Annotated in this window: 17 protein-coding genes and 1 riboswitch; of the genes, 14 read left to right on the forward strand and 3 right to left on the reverse strand. The window is 34.9% G+C overall.

From position 1 onward, the window contains the following. Positions 1-9 precede the first annotated feature (9 nt). The 3 genes from glgA (at position 10) to MKY29_RS07465 (ending at position 4,583) form a co-directional block, all read left to right on the forward strand. Positions 10-1,443, forward strand: coding sequence for a glycogen synthase GlgA (gene glgA, locus MKY29_RS07455; protein WP_340879422.1), 1,434 nt, complete (start codon positions 10-12; stop codon positions 1,441-1,443). A 711-nt stretch (positions 1,444-2,154) separates the two neighbouring features. Then, positions 2,155-4,122 carry an LTA synthase family protein gene (locus MKY29_RS07460; protein ID WP_269915665.1) on the forward strand — a complete coding sequence of 656 codons (1,968 nt, stop codon included), beginning with the start codon at positions 2,155-2,157 and terminating at the stop codon, positions 4,120-4,122. A gap of 278 nt (positions 4,123-4,400) precedes the next feature. Beyond that, complete coding sequence (locus MKY29_RS07465) at positions 4,401-4,583, forward strand: hypothetical protein (protein WP_269915666.1); 183 nt, start codon at positions 4,401-4,403, stop codon at positions 4,581-4,583. Positions 4,584-5,191: 608 nt separating this feature from the next. Here the strand turns inward: MKY29_RS07465 and MKY29_RS07470 are convergent. Further along, the gene (locus MKY29_RS07470; RefSeq protein ID WP_340879423.1) at positions 5,192-7,381 is read right to left on the reverse strand and encodes a YhgE/Pip domain-containing protein; all 2,190 of its coding nucleotides are present in this window, start codon (positions 7,379-7,381) and stop codon (positions 5,192-5,194) included. A gap of 162 nt (positions 7,382-7,543) precedes the next feature. Between MKY29_RS07470 and MKY29_RS07475 the strand changes: the two genes are divergently transcribed. Beyond that, positions 7,544-8,809, forward strand: coding sequence for a M48 family metallopeptidase (locus MKY29_RS07475; protein WP_093494576.1), 1,266 nt, complete (start codon positions 7,544-7,546; stop codon positions 8,807-8,809). Positions 8,810-9,005: 196 nt separating this feature from the next. On the opposite strand, the gene MKY29_RS07480 is transcribed toward MKY29_RS07475, so the two are convergent. After that, positions 9,006-9,146: a hypothetical protein gene (locus MKY29_RS07480; protein WP_241595748.1), complete on the reverse strand. Its 141-nt coding sequence runs from the start codon at positions 9,144-9,146 to the stop codon at positions 9,006-9,008. Between the two features lie 258 nt (positions 9,147-9,404). On the opposite strand from MKY29_RS07480, the gene MKY29_RS07485 reads away from it, so the two are divergent. The 10 genes from MKY29_RS07485 to MKY29_RS07530 all read left to right on the forward strand — a co-directional run bounded on the left by MKY29_RS07485 (position 9,405) and on the right by MKY29_RS07530 (position 17,934). Next, the gene (locus MKY29_RS07485; protein WP_241595743.1) at positions 9,405-9,875 is read left to right on the forward strand and encodes a DUF3291 domain-containing protein; all 471 of its coding nucleotides are present in this window, start codon (positions 9,405-9,407) and stop codon (positions 9,873-9,875) included. A 243-nt stretch (positions 9,876-10,118) separates the two neighbouring features. Continuing rightward, a complete protein-coding gene (locus tag MKY29_RS07490; RefSeq protein ID WP_093494535.1) occupies positions 10,119-10,424 on the forward strand; it encodes an NIPSNAP family protein in 306 nt (101 codons plus the stop codon). A gap of 215 nt (positions 10,425-10,639) precedes the next feature. Then, on the forward strand, positions 10,640-10,861 hold the full coding sequence (locus MKY29_RS07495) for a transcriptional regulator (protein ID WP_340879424.1): 222 nt from the start codon (positions 10,640-10,642) through the stop codon (positions 10,859-10,861). Beyond that, positions 10,858-11,232, forward strand: a complete 375-nt coding sequence (locus MKY29_RS07500; RefSeq protein WP_093494536.1) for a YolD-like family protein — start codon at positions 10,858-10,860, stop codon at positions 11,230-11,232. Before MKY29_RS07495 ends, MKY29_RS07500 begins: the two co-directional genes overlap by 4 nt. 361 nt (positions 11,233-11,593) lie before the next feature. Then, positions 11,594-12,586 carry a glutaminase gene (locus tag MKY29_RS07505; protein ID WP_340879425.1) on the forward strand — a complete coding sequence of 331 codons (993 nt, stop codon included), beginning with the start codon at positions 11,594-11,596 and terminating at the stop codon, positions 12,584-12,586. A gap of 904 nt (positions 12,587-13,490) precedes the next feature. Continuing rightward, positions 13,491-14,468: an ABC transporter substrate-binding protein gene (locus MKY29_RS07510; protein WP_340879426.1), complete on the forward strand. Its 978-nt coding sequence runs from the start codon at positions 13,491-13,493 to the stop codon at positions 14,466-14,468. 152 nt (positions 14,469-14,620) lie between these two features. Continuing rightward, entirely contained in the window at positions 14,621-16,180 is a 1,560-nt protein-coding gene (locus MKY29_RS07515) for an AraC family transcriptional regulator (protein ID WP_340879427.1), read from the forward strand. 494 nt (positions 16,181-16,674) lie between these two features. Beyond that, positions 16,675-17,088 carry an RrF2 family transcriptional regulator gene (locus MKY29_RS07520; protein WP_093494540.1) on the forward strand — a complete coding sequence of 138 codons (414 nt, stop codon included), beginning with the start codon at positions 16,675-16,677 and terminating at the stop codon, positions 17,086-17,088. A 27-nt stretch (positions 17,089-17,115) separates the two neighbouring features. Beyond that, complete coding sequence (locus MKY29_RS07525; protein WP_241595730.1) at positions 17,116-17,325, forward strand: hypothetical protein; 210 nt, start codon at positions 17,116-17,118, stop codon at positions 17,323-17,325. 45 nt (positions 17,326-17,370) lie between these two features. Further along, the gene (locus tag MKY29_RS07530; protein WP_340879428.1) at positions 17,371-17,934 is read left to right on the forward strand and encodes a class I SAM-dependent methyltransferase; all 564 of its coding nucleotides are present in this window, start codon (positions 17,371-17,373) and stop codon (positions 17,932-17,934) included. A gap of 450 nt (positions 17,935-18,384) precedes the next feature. Here the strand turns inward: MKY29_RS07530 and MKY29_RS07535 are convergent, their stop codons facing one another. Beyond that, positions 18,385-19,554 carry an MFS transporter gene (locus MKY29_RS07535; protein WP_241595726.1) on the reverse strand — a complete coding sequence of 390 codons (1,170 nt, stop codon included), beginning with the start codon at positions 19,552-19,554 and terminating at the stop codon, positions 18,385-18,387. An 86-nt stretch (positions 19,555-19,640) separates the two neighbouring features. Continuing rightward, positions 19,641-19,741, reverse strand: a riboswitch (purine riboswitch). Positions 19,742-19,954 lie beyond the last annotated feature (213 nt).

The raw sequence follows: 19,954 nt of genomic DNA on the forward strand, positions 1-19,954 counted from the left end.
TACACTAGCATGAATGTTTTATTTGCAGCCTCGGAGTGCGCCCCATTTATAAAGACCGGGGGACTAGGTGATGTTATTGGCGCCTTGCCTCAATCTTTAAAAGAACAGGGAGTAAACGTCAGCATAGTATTACCTAAATATGACGATCTCCAATTGAATTTTAAAGAACAGATGGAGTGGATTAAAAGCATTGAAGTACCAGTGGGATGGAGACGTCAATTTTGTGGTATAGAGAAAATTCATTATCAAGGAGTAACGGTATATTTTCTAGATAACGAATATTATTTTAAAAGGCATGGTAGTTATGGCTTTGAGGACGATGGTGAACGTTTCGCTTTCTTTTCGCGAGCAGTGCTAGAGGCCTTACCATTTCTAGAGGAGCGACCGAATATTATACATTGTCATGATTGGCAAACAGGGCTGATTCCTGTTCAATTGAGAGCCAATTATGAAACCAATATATATTATGAGGGAATTAAAACTGTGTTTACCATTCATAATTTACGCTACCAAGGTGTATATCCTAAATCAGTTCTAACTGATTTGTTGGATCTAGACGAGCAATATTATCATTTGGACGCCTTAGAGTTTTATGGTAATGTAAGCTACCTCAAAGGAGGACTCGCCTTCGCAGATTGTCTAACAACTGTTAGTTCAACCTATGCATCTGAAATACAGTCTCCTTATTATGGGGAAAAACTGGATGGATTTTTACGAAAAAGAGGTGTTAATCTGCAAGGAATCGTGAATGGAATAGATAATAATTCCTACGATCCTAAAGTAGATGAAAATCTATTCCTCCCATACGCCGATTATAAGGGGAAGTCTATAAATAAAATGCGCCTTCAGGAAAAACTTGGGCTACCTATCCACGCTGATATTCCCATAATTTCAATGGTTACTAGACTAGTTGATCAAAAAGGTATAGATTTGATTTTACATGTCTTCCATGAAATTATTGGTCTAGATGTTCAATTTGTTTTACTAGGAACAGGAGATCAGCAGTATGAAGAAACGTTCGGTTATTTAGAAGGAATTTATCCGGATAAAGTGTCAGCTAACCTTTATTTTGACGAAGCATTGGCACGACAGATTTATGCCGGTTCGGATCTTTTTTTAATGCCATCTCAGTTTGAGCCGTGTGGTATTGGGCAATTGCTCGCACTTCGCTATGGAACCTTGCCAATCGTCCGTGAAACGGGGGGGCTGAAGGATACAGTTATGCCATACAATGAAATAACAGAAGAAGGAAATGGATTCAGCTTTGCTAATTATAATGCACACGAATTGCTTCATACAATTGAGCGTGCAGTAGCACTATATCGTTCCCAACCTACTAAGTGGGACCATCTGGTAGGTCGCGCTATGGATCTGGACTTTAGCTGGTTTTCATCATCGCAGCAATATATAAAATTGTATGAGAATCTCCTTAAGTCCCATTAATAATCAAGAATTGTTAACAATGGTTGTAAAACCTGATAATCTACACAAAGACGCATTCCATTGAGGGATGCGTCTTTGTGTAGTTCTGCAAATTGAAAGTAACTAGGGATTTAAATGCAAATGCGTTAATAGTTATTTAGTGAAAATGAAAATAATGGGTCGAACTTCGTGTTGATTGTAGTACTGTTTATTTAATTAATATTTGTAGGAGCAAGTTTTATTAATTAATACAAATACGTTCGAAATTAGAGAGGAAGTTGGCCAAAAAAATATAATAATTAGTCATAGGATAGATACTATTTCCAACATGCTAGGAATAATTGATGGAAGTTCGACTTTAAAAGCTTTTTCTTTTAACCCTTAATTACTATTGAGTCTATTGATACTGTAGTAGAACTGCGAGGTTCGTTTTTTAAAATACATAGAAGAAAGTGATATCATAACTGTTTGAAACTTTATTGCTGAGTTTAGAGCACAATTGAAATAATTTTGTAGTTAAAAAATTCTATTACCGATAAGAATGAACTGTCACCAATAGAGTCTATAGTTACAAAGATTAGGAGTAGTAAAGAGAGAAGGTAATCTTTTACTTGACATAAGTCAGAAAAAGATGTAGGTTATATTAGCTTTATAAAATTATATTAAAATATTGTTACCAAATTACTCCAATAATTTAAAGCTTGAAAGCTATTCTAATCGGAAGGTGATAAAATGGAAATTTTAAGTAATAAAAAGGCAACTTTTTTAAACAAGTTTTCTAGTCTATATTTTTTAGCCGTTTTCATGCTATGGATTAAAACATATATCACACAAGTAACTCAGTTTAACTTAGGAGTAGAAGGATTCCTTGAACATTTCCTTCTATTATTAAATCCACTCGGCTCCGCCATGTTATTTCTTGGGTTTTCTTTCTTTTTCAAAGGAGGAGGAAAATATACTTTACTTGTAATATTCTACACTTTAATGTCTTTTCTTTTATATGCAAATACAGTTTATTATAGATTCTTTAGTGACTTTATTACATTACCTACGTTTACTCAAACGCAGAACTTTGGAGACTTAGGTGGCAGTGTAATTTCTTTATTAAAACCCTACGATATATTGTTCTTTGTTGATGTACTCTTGTTAATTTACCTATGTTTATCTAAAAAAACACAAAAAGATAATAGTAGAATTGGATATAAAAAAGCTATTACAGGAATTGCTTTTGTGTTAGCAATATCTACACTAAATTTAGGACTAGCTAACATTGATCGACCACAGCTATTAACTCGTGGCTTTGATAGGAGCTATATTGTGAAGTATTTAGGAATGTATAACTATACTATTTATGACGCTACTGAAACTATAAAGGCGTCTTCACAAAGGGTTTTAGCTGATAGCGATGATATGACAGAAATTATTAACTATACAAAATCTAACTATGGTGAATCTAACCCAGAATATTTTGGGGCAGCAAAAGAAATGAACGTCATCTATATCCATTTAGAGTCATTCCAAAACTTTCTAATGAATTATAAAATAAACGGTGAAGAAGTTACACCATTCTTAAATTCTTTAATTAAAGATCCGAATACATTATACTTTGATAACTTCTTCCATCAAACAGCACAAGGTAAAACTTCGGATGCTGAATTTATGCTTGAAAATTCTTTATTTGGTTTACCGCAAGGATCTGCATTTATTACAAAAGGTCAGAATACCTATCAAGCAGCTCCCGCAATCTTAAAAGAGAGTGGTTATTCATCTGCCGTATTCCATGGTAATAACGGAACCTTTTGGAATCGTAACGAAATTTATAAATCATTCGGCTATGACCATTTCTTTGATGCCAATTATTATGACACTACTGTTGGAGAAGATATGGCTGAATATGGCTTGCTAGATAAGCCATTCTTTGAACAATCATTAGATTATATAAAAGCTCTACCTCAGCCTTTCTATTCTAAATTTATAACAGTTGGGAATCATTATCCGTATAAAATGGATCAAAACTTAACAACAATTGATAAAGCTGATACTGGTGATGCAAGTGTAGATGATTATTTCCAAACTGCTCGTTATGCAGATGAAGCAATTGAACAGTTCATTGGTGAATTACAAAAGTCTGGCTTATATGATAATAGTATGCTTGTTTTTTATGGTGACCATTACGGTATTTCAGAAAATCATAATAAAGCAATGGAACAAATCATAGGAAAAGAAATTACTCCATACGAAAGTACCAATTTACAACGTGTACCATTAATTATTCACGTTCCTGGAATGCAAGGTGGAATTAATCATACTTACGGAGGGCAAATAGACCTTCTCCCTACCTTATTACACTTACTTGGTATTGATTCACAAAATTACGTTCATTTTGGTACTGACTTATTATCAAAAGAGCATAATAATGTAGTAACATTTAGAAATGGTGATTATGTAACTCCTACCATCTATTCGATTGATGAGAATTTCTATGATGCAACAACAGGTTTACCACTAGATGATGATAAGCAATTAGAGAAAGCGATTGAGTATAAAAAAGAAGTGGATAAAAAATTACAATTATCCGATAAAGTTGTAAATGGTGACTTATTGAGATTCTATACACCTGCGGGATTTTCTAAAGTTAATCCTTCCGAATTCAATTATAATCAGGGTGTAACGGAAGAAATTGATAATGAAGAAAAATAGGGAGTAATACACCTAGTATATAGTTGGTGGGTAACACATAGATAGGTTTGGCATGCATTTCACAATTCCTAAATATCTTGGAAGATCGACTGAAGTATATATCGAGCCATTCGGAGGTTGAATTGCTCACTTTATTTTAGCGTTTAAGAAACTCCTCATATGACAATTGAAGACTATTAATTAGTAGTTAATAGTCTTCAATTGTCCCAGTTTCCACTGGCATCCCATAAACTGAATAGTTTTCACTTGATAAGTTCATACTTCTAAAAAAGAAGTAGGTGAACACTATTACGAAATTAGAAGTAACATTGAATGATTTTTATTTTGAAACGCTTAATGAATTAGTTAACCAATTTAACGAATCAATTCCTAAGCATGCGGTTTATAGATATTCGGCGCAAGACGTTTTGGAATTACTTATCCTTAAAGAATATGTGAACAGTGATATAAAAACTATTTGACCTTGAAAAGGGCACTGAAAGAGTCCTCAAAGGTATTTCATAGCGAGTAAGTGAACGATTTATCGTTCGCTTACTCGCTATTTAAAATTGGGGAGCCGTTGATATATGTTCCAGGCGGACGCGTTTCGTCGGCATGGCCTCAGCCTCCTCGTTGCTGGGATCTTCACCTCATGCTATTCCGGCTGAAGTCGCCGCCTTCCACGCAAATCAACTAGTTTCTGCTTATCAAGAAGAAATTTTTCTCCTATCTAAAAATTCTCCTTTTTATGGCGATTTACAAAGTCGTGCCGAAAGACAACATGCTTCTCCAAATCAATGCACTCGTCGAATTTCCTAGATAACGGTCGAAATGCGATTCCCCCATTGGTATGTTTAAAGGGTCTTTTTTATCTTTTTTTGTGGGAGAAGTAATGTTCTCCTCAATACTGATTTTGCTAATTGTAACACCTTTAGCTTTAGTAGAATGGTTAAAGAGGCAATCAGTTGAGGTTTTTTAGTATTGGTTCCAGATTCTGAACGACTCTAAATTGTATTAGAACCTGGTGCCTATTTCTAATTGCTCTTGTATATCTAATTTACATTCCCCACATTTTCTATATAACTATAGTTCAGTGAAATAATCCGGATTCTCGTGACTTTTTCAACATTAGTTTTGTTTTTCGGTTAATCTTTTCTTTAAGGAAGGTGCCGAATATTAAAAATGCTAGACTGAATAGCAAAAGGAAGGAAGCATCTCGTATTGCTCTCTGCCACACTATACCACCTACAGCTTCTCGCATAATATCTACTGCATAAGTAAAAGGGAGTGCAGGGTTAATCGCCTGAAAAAACTCTGGTAATAGAACGACTGGATAGGTACCACCTGCCCCAGCAATTTGCAAGACAAGCATAATAATTGCAAACGCTTTACCTATATCACCAAATACAGAAACTAGCGTATAAACAATTGACATGAAAACGAAACTAATAAGAAACCCAAATAATATAAACCAGAAGGAATCTTTAACATCAACACCTAAAAGAACAATGTCACCTATTGTTACAATTAATGATTGTAGAAGACCAATAGCTGAAAATGTAAACAATCTACCGAAATACACTGCGCGTTCGCTTATACTACTTTCATGATTGGTATCTGTAGCAAGCAGGGAGATAAGAAGCAAACAACCGACCCAGATAGCAAGGACTGTATAAAAAGGAGTCATACCTGTTCCGTAGTTTGCGATAGGGAAAAGTTTGTTTTCTTTCAAGACGATTGGTTCTTCAAAGAAGCTACGTTCCGCTTGTGGATCATTGCGGAGTAACTGGATTATTTCACTAATATTCGTTTCACCTTGAACTTTTCGTATCCTATCTGCTAACTGGTTTACTTTTTCACTTATATAAGGATATTGTGCCAATGCTTGATCCAATGTTGTTTTTCCCTCTTTTATATGGGCGTCTGTACTATTTAGGGTACGGGTGACTTCTGGTAGAGTGGACTGTATACTGGCTAGCATTTCTTTGGCATTTCCTAAAGTCTTTTTTGCTTTAGCTACTTCGGAAAGAATAGTTGGTTCAATCGTATTCTTGTATTCGTATATAAAGGCATCCAGTTGGACGGATGTATTCTGAGCTATTTTTTGTAAATCATTCAACGTTTTTTGCATTTGTTGTTCATTATCTTTTATAAGGGTATCAATTGTTCGTGCATTTGTTTGCGCTTCTTGTAAAAAAGCTTTCAGTTCGTTCGTTCTATCAATTGCATGAGCTAGTTTTGTTTGTTGTTCTACGCTGTTTTCTTCCAAATTAGAATCATTAGAGCTATTGGCTACTTCCTTTAACCAATTAAGGTCCTTCCCAATAGAGTCAACTATTTGTATATTAGAGGTTATCTTGTTGTCTAAATCCTCTTTTACTCTGTCCAACTCTGTAAAATCCAATTGAACGTTTTGAACGTTTTGAATAAATTCATTTGTACTTTGTGCAATCTCCGATACTTTTTCCAAATCATTTTCAACTACAGGTGCCAGTTCATTTAAACGATTTTGTGCTTTCGTCAAGAAATCTATTGTTTTTTCAATCGAACTCAAACCTTCAGTCGTTATTTGTTCGGCTCGTGGCACCATTGAATTAGCTTGTGAGATAATTTTCTGTGCGGAAGAAGCATCATTATGAACACCAGTAAGCAATTTATGGATCGTAGGCAATTCTTTTTCCATTTTAAATACATAGTTTTCGAAGTTTTGAATATCTGGTAGATCACTTTCTATTGCAATTCCTAAATCATTAAAGAGTTCAAAAATGACTCCATTCACACTTGAGATGAATTGACTACTAACTTTTTGAACAATAACCGTTGCACCTTTTTCCGTTATTTTGGGTGCAATGGAGTTAATTTTTTCATTTACATAGTACTCGATATCCGCTTTCTGGGGATTATCTGAAACAACGGAAGCTAACTTTTCGGAAAAATTATTAGGGATAATAATTACGGCAAAAAAATCACCATATTCAACTTGTTCCATAGCGAACTTGCGTGAAGCAAAAGACCAGTCCATGTCTCGATTATCTTTTAATGTGTCGACCAGTTGATTTCCAACATTTAGTTGTTCTCCGCGAACCATTGCTCCTGCATCTTCATTCACAATGGCAACAGGAATTTGGTCAGTTTTAGCATAAGGATCCCAAGAAGCGTATATATTAAGCCATGCATATAAAGAAGGTAGAAAAACTAAACCCCCTATAAGAATTGCAGCAACCCAATTCCTGCTTATATTTTGAATGTCTGTCTTGAAAATAACCCAACTATTTTTCATAACTAGTCCACCCTACTGAATTTGATAGGTCTTTGATGGTTGTAGTATACCCCAATAGATAGCGACTAATGTAAGTATGGACAGGGAGATAGAAAGTGGTTCTATCTTTCTTTTTTCTGATTACACTTAATGTATGAAAGAGTGAATGGAGTTGAAGTGGATTTGGCAAGAAAATGTGGGATTGCAGCCCTATTGTTATTTGGGGTATACGCGATAGTAATGTATGTATATATTTTTCATAGTAATAGTGGGGGTATACCGGTACCTCTGAAAGGAACTGTTGTAGATCCGCATGTATTTATGTCAGAGCAGGAATTGTACCTTAGCGAAGAATATTCAAAAATAAAAAATTTCCTCTATTTTGTAGCAACACCCTTCGAATGGATTGTTTATTTATTTATACTAATTACTGGGCTTTCTCAAGTGTTCGAAAAATGGACTACTGTGAAGAGCCAATGGGCGTTTTTGCAAAACGCTTTATACTTATTTTTACTTTCTCTTTTTATATTTCTCGTTTTATTCCCCTTAGACTATTATAGGTATTCCTTAAGCAAAAACTATGGAATCAGTACCCAGACTTTCAATTCCTGGATGCGTGATAATGTAATTGAATTTTGGGTGGACTTCGGAACGACTGTAGTAATTGTTACTGTTCTTTATTGGCTAATTAATAGGAATCCAAAGAAATGGTGGTTAACTGCTAGTTTGCTAATGATTCCATTCTCCATTTTCATCATGTTCATTCAACCTGTATTAATCGACCCACTATACAATGATTTCTACCCACTCACTAACAAAGAATTGGAGACGAAAATTCTTACATTGTCCAAGCAAGCAAATATACCAGCAGAACATGTATATGAAGTAAATATGGCAGAAAAGACTAATGCGCTAAATGCATATGTTACGGGGATCGGGAGTAATTCGAGGATTGTATTATGGGATACAACATTAAATCGCTTATCAGAAAGTGAAATCCTATTCGTTATGGCACATGAAATGGGTCATTACGTGGAGAAACATATATATTTTGGAATAACACGTTCCATTATAACTACGCTTTTAGGGCTTTGGTTAACAGCGAAATTAATGCTTTGGTTTATCGCTCGTTTTAAACATATTTTAAAAATAAAACAGATAAATGCTATCCATTCATTACCATTGTTTTTCCTTATTACTTCCTTCCTATTATTTGCTTCAAGTCCACTTTCAAATTACATTTCTAGATATCTAGAAGTAAGAGCTGACGAGTATGCAATAGAGTTAGTAGAGGACCCAAGTGCTGCTGTGAGTACTTTTCAAGAGCTTACGAAAGCTGGTTTGAACGAGGTGAATCCTCCACTCCTCGTTAAATGGTTTCGATATTCTCATCCAACTACGCTTGAAAGAATTATTAATGTGACCAATGAAATAGAATCCAAAGAGTAAAAAGGCCGATAACATCAAAGGATTAAATTTTTTTAATCTTCCTCTATATTTTGTTTTCTAAAAAGGGGCAAACAAAAGACTGACTTTACGAAGTCAATCTTTTGTTTCAATGAAGTAGGAATAAATAATAGGTTTTATTGACTTTTCTACATGGTGATAAGAGTTGTTCCATAATTAAATCCTGCTAATGGTTGAATTATCGATTCTGTTGGTTATTTTGTTGTGTATTTTTGCCCTTAGTCTGCTTAGAATATAAGTCTTCTGCAAATTCCTCACGATTGTCATTTCTTGAATTAGGTTCTTTCTTTTTAAAGTTTGGTTTGCTTTTATTTGACATGATATTATCGTCACCTCCTAAAGTTTAATGTGCACAGAGTCATAATAAAAATACGGATATACTAATGCTCTTGAAAAAAAGTAATAACTTCAAATTCTTAATAGCCCCAAAATGAATCTCTGAAAAGAATTGAAATTCCCTCGCCAAAAAGGATTTGTAGTAAACTTTTTCATCTAACTAATAAGGTTAGTAAAAGAAGGATTTTTCACTTTATATTAGAATATATATAGGTGAAGGCTAAATGATGGAGGAGTCCTTATGACATTAGTATCAATCTATACTGTTGGTAGGCTAAACCACCCTTATAATCACTCTGCCTCTCGTGAATTTTTTCAAGTGGGAGATGGAGTATATCGTCATGCAACTAGATCTGGTCTTGTAGAGGCATTTTCACCTGATGGAGTCACTATCTCTGAAGAAACCATACAGGGTAATGGTTCTCCTATTCTTACATTAACAGTATGGAAAGACATTCAATCCTTATATCGTTTTACTTATTCAGGAAAGCATTTGCAAGCATTACGGGATAGAAACAAATGGATTGAGATATATCCAGAAAAACATCTTTCATATGTAGTATGGTGGACAGAAAAGGTCAAGGATGTCTCATGGGAGGAGGCATTCAAAAGATATAACTATTATATCCAGAACGGCTCCACACCTTTTGCATTTGATTTTAAGCAAGCATTTGATGAAAATGGGGAGACCATCTTGATTAAATCTTCTTGAAGTAATAAGCGTACTTAGTTAAACAAATTACACTTATAATATCTGTTTCATGTCTGGAACAAAAGCGTTGTTATAAGTATGATTGCAAAACTAAATAGTAAATAAATCTACTGTCCTGTTCATTAATTTGACCGGGATTTTTTTATTTATCTATTCATGTACAAATAATAATTATTAGAATTTTCTATTGAAAGGAATCGTTAGATAAATATTATGTTATGATGAGAAAAAGGGGGTAATTAGATGATTACATGCTATTTAAAATACATTATTGACCCATATAAATTAAAGGAATTCGAAGTATATAGTAAAATGTGGATTCGATTAGTTAATAAGTTAGGTGGTACACATCAAGGTTATTATCTCCCACATGAAGGTGCTAATAATATTGCATATGCCTTATTCAGTTTCCCTAGTTTGACTGCTTATGAAGAGTACCGAAGAAAGATGGCATTGGATGCAGAATGTCAGGAAGCTTATAAATTTGCAGAGGAAACAAGATGTATTTTAAGTTATGAGAGAAGCTTTATGAGACCTGTTTTCGAGTGAATTAATAATTATACATATATTACCAAACGGATGCTTTAATAATGAAGTTACACAAAAAATTATTGATTTCATTGAAAGTGTGACCAGTTAAGTAAATGATTAAAATTTGCGACTTACTCTATATGGGTAAATCGTTTTTTTATTTGTCCATAAATTACTAGTTGTAAAATCAAACAAACGTTCGTATACTAAGCATAAGAATGGAGGGAACGAGTGTGCGTATAAATTTAATGAAATGTATGGAACGTAATCAGCTCGCTGAGTTAATGTATATGGATTCTAAGTGTAATATAAGCCAGAGGCAGGTAAAAGTCTTGAAGATTAAAGGGGATACTATTCAAGTGTTTTGTTTTAAGCGAAATGCTAAACGTAATTTTATTATTGATAATGTGCTCGCATGTGTTCCCATCATCCATAAGGAGCGTGAAGTTGTATGAACGATAAATTTTACGAATCTGAACAAATCCTTGACTTATCTAAGGCACAAGATAGAGGAAGTAAGAAGTGGGTAGCGATGATGCTTCCAGAACATGTAGCTTTACTTAGAGAGTATAGCAAAGAAATTAAGAGAGAACCTAAACCAGATTTAGACGAATGGGATTACGATGCAATACATCACACACTGGATATAGCCATTAAAAGTAAGGCTGATACTAAAGTGAAGATGTGGAGAGATGGAGCATTCATTTACAACAGAGGTATTGTAGAAAGTATAGATTTACGAAGTAGAGTAATGGAACTAGAAGATCCTTTTTCTTTGTTGCAATTAAAATTAGATGAAATAGTAGATGTAACTATTATGGATTAATAAGCAAGACTTTACTTGCTCATTTCGAGTATTTCAAGGAGTTTACGGTTCATGTGACAATCCATCCAGCGTTCTCAAGAATAGGTGATCGGAAAGTTAGGTGGCGGCCTGAAAGCTCATTAAGCACTTTTTGAACAATACTTTAAATAATAAAGAAAATGGAGAAAAAATTAGAACCCTTAGAATATGAAAAAGAAGCTTTCTATTGACTTCATCTACTATTTCGATAAACCGAATTTATACCTTTCCTTTATAAAGAAAATGTAGTTAGATTTCTTGTTTTTTTTGTGGTATATATGTATGTAGTTACTAGGCTATTTAAGCCACAGTTGTGCACTAGATACCGAAAGGAAGAAAAGATATGAAAGTTGTACAGAAAGATACACAAAATATATTTAATAATCATGAACATGGCAAAATAAAAGCATGGGTACAAGATAGCAGAACTTATACGAATTTAGGGAAATGTGCTAACTATATACCAGCGTTAGAAAGAGCAAATCCTTCACAGTTAGGTATTTGTATCATTGATTCAAATGGTTCAATGGTAAAGACGGGTGATTTTGATACCGCTTTTACTTTACAAAGTATATCAAAGGTAATTGGCTTTATAGCTGCATGTATAGACTATGGAATTTCTTATGTGTTAGAAAGGGTGGACGTCGAACCAACCGGGGATGCTTTTAACTCGATTATTCGCCTGGAAGTTCATAAACCTGGAAGACCTTTTAATCCGATGATAAATGCTGGAGCAATCACAGTTGCATCATTACTAGGTGGACGAAATCCTGTCGAAAAAGTGGAATCTATACTTCTATTAATAGAAAGAATCGTTGGGAGATATCCAACTATCAATGAGGAAGTGTTTCATTCTGAGTGGCAAACGGCTCATCGAAATCGAGCTTTAGCTTATTATCTAAAAGAGATGGGATTCTTAGATTGTACTGTAGAAGAAGCATTAGAAGTATACTTAAAGCAATGTTCAATTGAAGTAACTACCGAAGATGTTGCCATGATTGGCCTAGTCCTTGCAAATGACGGATTTCATCCTATCCGTAAGGAGCAAATCTTCTCTAAGGAAGTAGCTAGGTTAACAAAAGCGTTAATGGTCACATGTGGTATGTACAATGCTTCTGGTAAATTTGCTGCATTTGTAGGTATTCCTGCAAAAAGTGGTGTATCGGGTGGTATATTGGCAGCAATTCCCCCGCGAGGTAGATCCGGTGATTCCCCATTTATGGATGGCTGTGGAATAGGGATTTATGGTCCTGCCATTGATGAATTTGGTAATAGTGTTGCAGGAGTTATGCTGTTAAAGCAAATATCCAGAGAATGGGACTTTAATATTTTTTAAATGTGGTGTGCTATCACAAAAATGGAATAACAAATCCAAAAGAATATTACGCTAATCGTTAACCCCTTATTTAACTCCCATGAAAATTAAAAAATGCTGAAAAACTATTAAATTGCATAACAAAAGAGGATCAGAAATAGTTTTTAAAAGCTGAGCAGGATTAATCTCCCATGAGTGCTACCCATATTGAGTGCGACAGTCTGTGTTGAACCGTGTTCTTTGGAGTCAGACTAAAGAACGGACTCGATGGCATCATAGTTCACTATCCTTCCTATCTCAGCCGTAGTATCTTATACTCGTTTTTCACATTTATATTCTCTGTGGTGTAGCGTTGATTTCGCGCTACACGTGTGGCTAACGGGCACTTTAGTTAATCACGACCATCATTTTGATGGTCTATTTTTTTTATTCAAAAATTATTTTACCCGAGTAATAACCTGTGAATTTGCTGCGCCAATACTTTTATGCAATGGTTTGATAGCTTTCGTTCCAGTTAAATAGCGTTCTAACGTTTGTAGCTTAACTCACATAAAAACACCCCGTAAATGTTAGTCGGTGGCTAACATTTACGGGGCAGTTTACTTTGATGGTCTTTTTTACGTCCAAAACATTAAGTAGATTTCGTCAATCCATTGTGAGACATTACACTTAAATTATACTAATACGACAAGTTAGTTAAATATGGAATGATAGATTATATATTTTGGTTTGGTGACATTGTTTTTTTAAAAAGACATTTTGATGTATTTAAAAAGTTGTAGTTATAGTATTTGTGCAAAATAGATTTAGATATGTGCATTGAGACAGTTATGTATAAAGAATATAATGATAAGTGAGATTAATGATAATGATAATCATAATCATTTAATTGTATTAATAGGAAATAAAGGAGCGGGAGTATATTATGGCAAAGCGAAAATTAAGAAAGATTAGTTGGTTGGTGGTCCTACTCACTATTATGGTAAGTTTGGCTGCATGTAATAATGGAAAGGAAACATCCACGAATGTTGAAGACAATAAACAAACAAGTAAGAAGGAAGAGAATACTGACACAAGGAAGGTTAAAGATGCTTTTGGCGAGGTTGAAATTCCTGTCAAGCCGAAGAGAATAGCAGGGATTTACTTAGAGGATTATATGGTGGCACTAGGTGTTGAACCAATTGTACAATGGTACCATCCAAGCTGGGGTAAACAAGATTATTTAGGATTGTCAGATGTTCCGTTATTTGATATCACAGGAAGTTTGGAAGCAATGTTGGAAAAAAATCCAGACTTAATAATCCTAACTGGGGGAATGGATGAATCTTATCAATTGTATTCTAAAATCGCACCTACTTATCGCGTTCCTGATGAAGTACTTTGGGATGCAGAAGAGACTCTCAAAACGATCGCTGATTTATTGGGTATTCCAGAAAAGGCTACTACTGTACTAGCAGATTACAAGCAAAAGATTGCCGACACCAAAGTGAAATTGGAAGAGGCTATTGGACGCGAGACAGTTGCTGTAGTACGTCTGGATGTAGGAGACAAACCAGAATTGCGTTTATTCGGTCTGAATAATCCATATACGGGAATGATTTACAAAGACCTTGGTTTGGAACCGTTTGAGTGGGTGAAAAATATCCAGGCACATGATGTTATTTCACAGGAAAAAATCCCAGAGTTTAACGCTGATCATATTATCATATTCCCTTCCAATGGTACCTGGGACTCGGAGTCTAATGCGAAGGCTGTTGCACTGCTTCAAGATCCTCTATGGAAAGGAATTCCTGCTGTAAAAAACAACCATGTTTATCAACTGGATCGATCTCATTGGCAATCAGGGGCTATTAAAGCGAACACAATGAAAATGGAAGATTTACTAAGATTAATAGTGAAGTAGAGCTTTCATATTTATATAGCAAAAGAAATGGGAAAGCTCTTCAGTATCATTGAAGGGCTTTCTCTTTAAGATTATAATTATCGTAATGGAAAGGATGATGTATATTGTGTAGTGAAGTGATTCCTCCTTGTTATCCGTCAGTCTTTTACATTATGGTCGGAATCAGACATATCAATTTGAATGAATTGAACGGTGAAGAATTTAGTAGTTCTGGTGAACACATGTTAATTGCAATAACGGATGGCGAGGCAGATATGGATATTGGATATGGTGCGAAAGGAATTGTCAGAGGTAATATAGCTATCGTGAAACCAAATCAAGCCGTTCATATCTATCCATATAAAAATAGCATTTCTTTTTATGTTATTACATTCAATGTGATTCAAATCCCAAATTCGGATAGTTCTAATGATAAGTACAAATCTTCCATTTTCACAGGCACTGGTCTATGGAATTGTGTACCATTTTCAAAGTGTATTGATTTGTTGGAGGAAATTGAACGGCAAAGTCATGAGAAAGACGAATTGATGCGATATTACAATCATGTACGATTCGAGGAATTAATTAGGTATGTGCTTAAACAAAAAGAAAGTTTAGCACCTTTACCGGATTTACATAGTGCAGTTAAAGGTTCGATTAAATATTTAAAAGACAATTTTGCCGAGCAGGTGACAGTGGCTACACTTGCAGAAGATGTGAACATGCTTCCATGGCAATACTCACAAATCTTTAAAAAGCTTACTGGACAAACTCCCCTTGGTTTTGTTAATAATCTGAGGATCGATCAAGCGAAGCATTTACTATTAAAAACAGAGGATCGCATACATGAGATTGCTAATCATGTTGGTTTCAACAATGAGTTTTACTTTAATAGATGCTTTAGTAAGTCTGTGGGTTTAGCTCCGGGCCAGTATCGTAAACAAAACCAAAGTACTATTCGTGTTGTTTCATTATTTATGGAGGATTTACTAGTAACTTTAGGGATTACCCCTGTTGTTCAGTGGGCTCACCCAGCATGGGGGCAGCTAGATTATCTTGGATTAATACATGTTCCAACTTTTAATGTTTTGCAAGAAAGCTACGAATCACTTTCGGAATATGGGCCGGATTTAATTATTGCACGTAAAAGTGAATACGAGTACCATTCCAATCAATATGAGAGATGTAAGAATTTTGCAAATACCGAAATTATTTCAAAAGATGATGCAGACTGGCGTTTAACATTACGAACACTAGCCAAACGATTGGGACGCGTTGAACAAGCAGAGATTGCCATTCAGCAATATGAAGAAAAATTAACAAGCGCAAGGAATTTGTTGAACCATTCCAAGAAAAGTCAAACGTATGCCTTCATAAGATTTAAGAGCGACTGCATTATTATGGATCAACAATATACAAAGTCCTTTCTTACTGAGGATTTAGGAATTATACTTCATCCTAAGATTCAGAAGTTAACTCTTGAGGAAAGTAGAGCAGGTGTATCATGGGAATGGTTAAAATCACTAGATGCAGATTATATTTTCTTCGTGTTTGATAAATGGCATGAAGGAGAAATAGGGGCAGAAAGGCGTCAGATTAATCACCCTCATTGGAAGGAAATCCCTGCTGTTAGAAATTGTCGTGCGTTCGAAGTCGATTTTATGACATGGATGAACCATGGCCAAATAGCCAGTAGTAAAAAAATAGACGATGTACTTAGAGTGTTAGTTTAATATTGAAACAATAACTAGAACACATATTGGAAAGTCATTATATTTGTATAAGCAAAATAATCCAATATGCCCTATCTATGAAATTAATATTTAATAAAGAGTAGTTCAAAGTGCGAACTATTCTTTTTTTTTAAACAAAGCAGCAGTTAGGTTAAAAGGCAATACAGATTAAACTATACAAATAGGCGTTATTATGGAACTTTTGCAGAAGAACTTGGAGAAATTAATTTAATAAATGAATTGTTTTACTGTACTCTTTGTCGGTCATTGTGAGTTATTTGTAGAAGAATTGCTTTGCTAGAGGAATTAAGAGAAGAGTATAAATTAGCTTCCATTTCAAATGGAATGTAAAGTTTGGAGTGGAAATTTGATAGGTTAGGAATTAGTTCTAAGATTGCCCCCAAGTTGACATTTTGCACGTCTAGTGATAAATTTATTTATATTAGAGACATTAAAAGTCTTTAATATCGCTTTTAAATATAAGGAGGTAATGTATGAAGTATTCAAATGCGACAAACTACGCCTTACATACGATGGTTCATTTAATACTGCAGCCTGCAGGAAACTTGGTGGGAGTGCAGGAATTAGCCGAAATGCAGCATCTTTCCCCGACGTATCTTTCTAAGATACTTACCAAACTTACAAAAGCAGGTTTGATTGAGTCGACGCCTGGAGCGAAGGGAGGCTATAAAATCTCTAGGACAAAACATGAAATATCCTTTTTGGATGTTATAAATGCGATTGAAGGAGATACTAGCTTATTTGACTGCTCCATTCATCATGAAGGCTGCTTGATTGAGAATGTCATGAGGCAGGCAGAGGAGAATATGAAAGGTGAACTTCAATCAAAGTTATTGATCGATATTGCTAAAGAGGCAGAATCCAAACTGAAAGAAGTAAAAAGTTAAATTTTTATTTTAAATGGAGAGGAAAAGATGATAATAGATTGCGCTATTATTGGTGGAGGGCAGGCTGGACTGAATGCTGCTTTAGTACTTGGAAGATCAAGACGTAAAACTGAAAGGGGGTTTGCTTGCGGGGATACAAGAATTGCTGGTCCCTCTCAACTAATTATTGTTGCGGGGGAAGGCAGTATGGCTGCTATAGCTGTAAATGCAGAACTGATAGAAGAAAAATTTAACTAGTAGTAACAGCACGCTTAAATAGCTGCTTAAAAAAGGAGGATTTATATGCATCACTCGCACAATAAAGGAAAATTATCTTACTTGGAAAGTCCTGAACGAAGAAAAGAGTTCTCACCGGAACAGCTGTTGAACATGATTCCTGTAAAAGAAACGGACAGCATGTTGGACTTTGGTGCTGGTACCGGTTATTTTTCCATCCCTGCGGCAAAAAGAATTAAAGGGAAAGTATATGCGCTGGATATCGACGCTACCATGCTGGAAATAATAAATGAGAAAGCCTTGGAGGAACAGCTCAGTAATATTGTCTCGGTACAGGGCAGTATGGAGGCTCTTTGTTTACCTGAAGGTTCTATCGATATAATCATTGCTTCCCTGGTACTACATGAAATTCAGCCGCTAGCTCCGCTGTTACGGCAAATGAAAAAAGTACTGAAAAAAGAAGGCTATCTAATCTGTTTGGAACTTGTACCAAAAGGAAGTTCCAAGAAAGCACCGAGAATTACCATGGAAGGAATGGAGCAGGAACTGAAAGAAGCAGGGTTCCAGATAACAGAGAAATTTTTCCCGACGGAATCTCTATACATGCTCATTGCGCAGAATACGAATTAACCGGTTGACTTTTATCTTAATTAAAGATATTAAGTATCTTTAAAGTATTTAATATAAAAGTGCTTTAGTAACATGGCCATCATTTTGATGGTCTATTTTTTCGTACAATAAGCATATTTTAAGAATAATATTGTTCAATTGACTTCCAATATTATAATTACTCTAAGCAACAGTCTATATATCTCGAAAATTTAATAAAAGAACAGGGGTCATTGAAGAAATTGACGGAGAGTCGAATTTACTTTCTGAAGACTAAAGGGTAAACAGCGAAGATACGAAGGAAAAATATGTTTTTTAAAACAAGTTCTAAAATAAATAAAATAGTATTAATACAGCATTTGAGAGTGCATTTATATTTTGAGGAGTTACCCTTCTTATAAATACACTCTTTGAAATGGCACAAAATAAACTTTAATATTACAATCGCCAGCGCTTAACCATTTGGGAAAATTAGACCGCTTCCTTTTTTTCTCTTGATATAATAGGTCTCGTAATAGAAATAATAGCACATAATAACGCAATAATGACAATGCCGCTCCCAAACCAAGCTGTACTAGAAACTGAGCCCGTTTGATTTAATACTAGGCCACCAATTGCTGACCCAAGTGAAATACCAATTTGTAATGCGGAATTATTAAAGCTTTGCTGTATAGCAGAGGTAGCTGGATCTATTTGAATCAAATAGCTTTGTTGGGGCGGTGCTAGGCTCCAGCTCAATGCTCCCCAAACCATCATCGTTGGGATAAATAAAAAGAGTGAAGAGGTTGTAAATGGCAATATACACAATACAACAGCAAATGCACTGATAACGATGATGATACTTTTGCGAGCACCAATCCAATCAGAAAGAGTTCCTCCGAATGCTCCACCACTTACAGCTGCAATACCAAATACAAAATAGCAGATACTAATCCAGTTCGAATTTAAATGAAGATTCGTCTCTAAGAATGGTGTAAAATAGGCATAAATCGTATAATGTCCTGCTAGCATTAACATCGTAGCAAGGTGGGCACTGATTATTTTCTGACTTCCTAAAGCCTTTAATTGTTGTGAAAGTGGAATTGTTGTTTCTCCGGGAATGCGGGCCAAAAATAGAGAAATTAGTACCATCGATCCAATTGATAATACAGCAATTCCAAGGAATATTACACGCCATCCAAACATATTGGAAATTAGTATTCCCAATGGTACACCTAACACTAGTGACGAACTAATCCCCATATAAATTAGCCCCAAAGCTTTTGCTTGGTGAGCAGGAGCAACAACCTTAACAGCGATAGTTAATGAAAGGACAACTACAAGTGCTGTACTAGTTGCCGTAAACACCCTTGCTACCATCATAAAGGTAAAGTTTGGACTAAAATATGTCATTACATTTCCGATGAAAAATACAAACATAGAAGCAAGATACAATTTTTTACGCTCTATCTTGTTGGTCAATACCAACAGAACTGGTCCGGCAATGGCATAGATAAGGGCAAACACCGTAATAAGTTGCCCCGCAGTACTTAATGAAATATTAAAATCATCGGCGATCGTCGGCAATATTCCACCAACGATTAATTCAACCAATCCTACCGCAACGGTTGATAATGCTAATATAAATACTTTCAAATTCATATTCTTTCATTTCCCTTCTAAGTTAAAATAAAGAAATTGCTCTGAAGATTATCTACAGAAAACACAAATAATCCTGACTATAAAAAATGAAAAAATTCATTTTCTGTAGTCAGGATTGTTATGGTTCCTGGTAGATACCCTCTAGCCATATTCTAGAGATTATACAGTTTCTATATAGTTTTAAGTGTGATCACTTTATTGATATTACTACCAATTCTCCAACCATTCAAGTGTTATTTGCGATATATGTGTTCCTCATAATTCAGAAAGTACAGATGAGAATTATGTTATTTTTTATTTGATCAATTGTACTGATTTTTGTCATGTTTGTGCCTACGTTTTGTTTAGTTATTTATAAAGACAAAGAAAAGATGGATAAAGGATTTGAATTGACAAAGTG

This window comes from Psychrobacillus sp. FSL K6-2365 (genome assembly GCF_038003165.1).
In the GTDB taxonomy this organism is placed as follows: domain Bacteria; phylum Bacillota; class Bacilli; order Bacillales_A; family Planococcaceae; genus Psychrobacillus; species Psychrobacillus psychrodurans.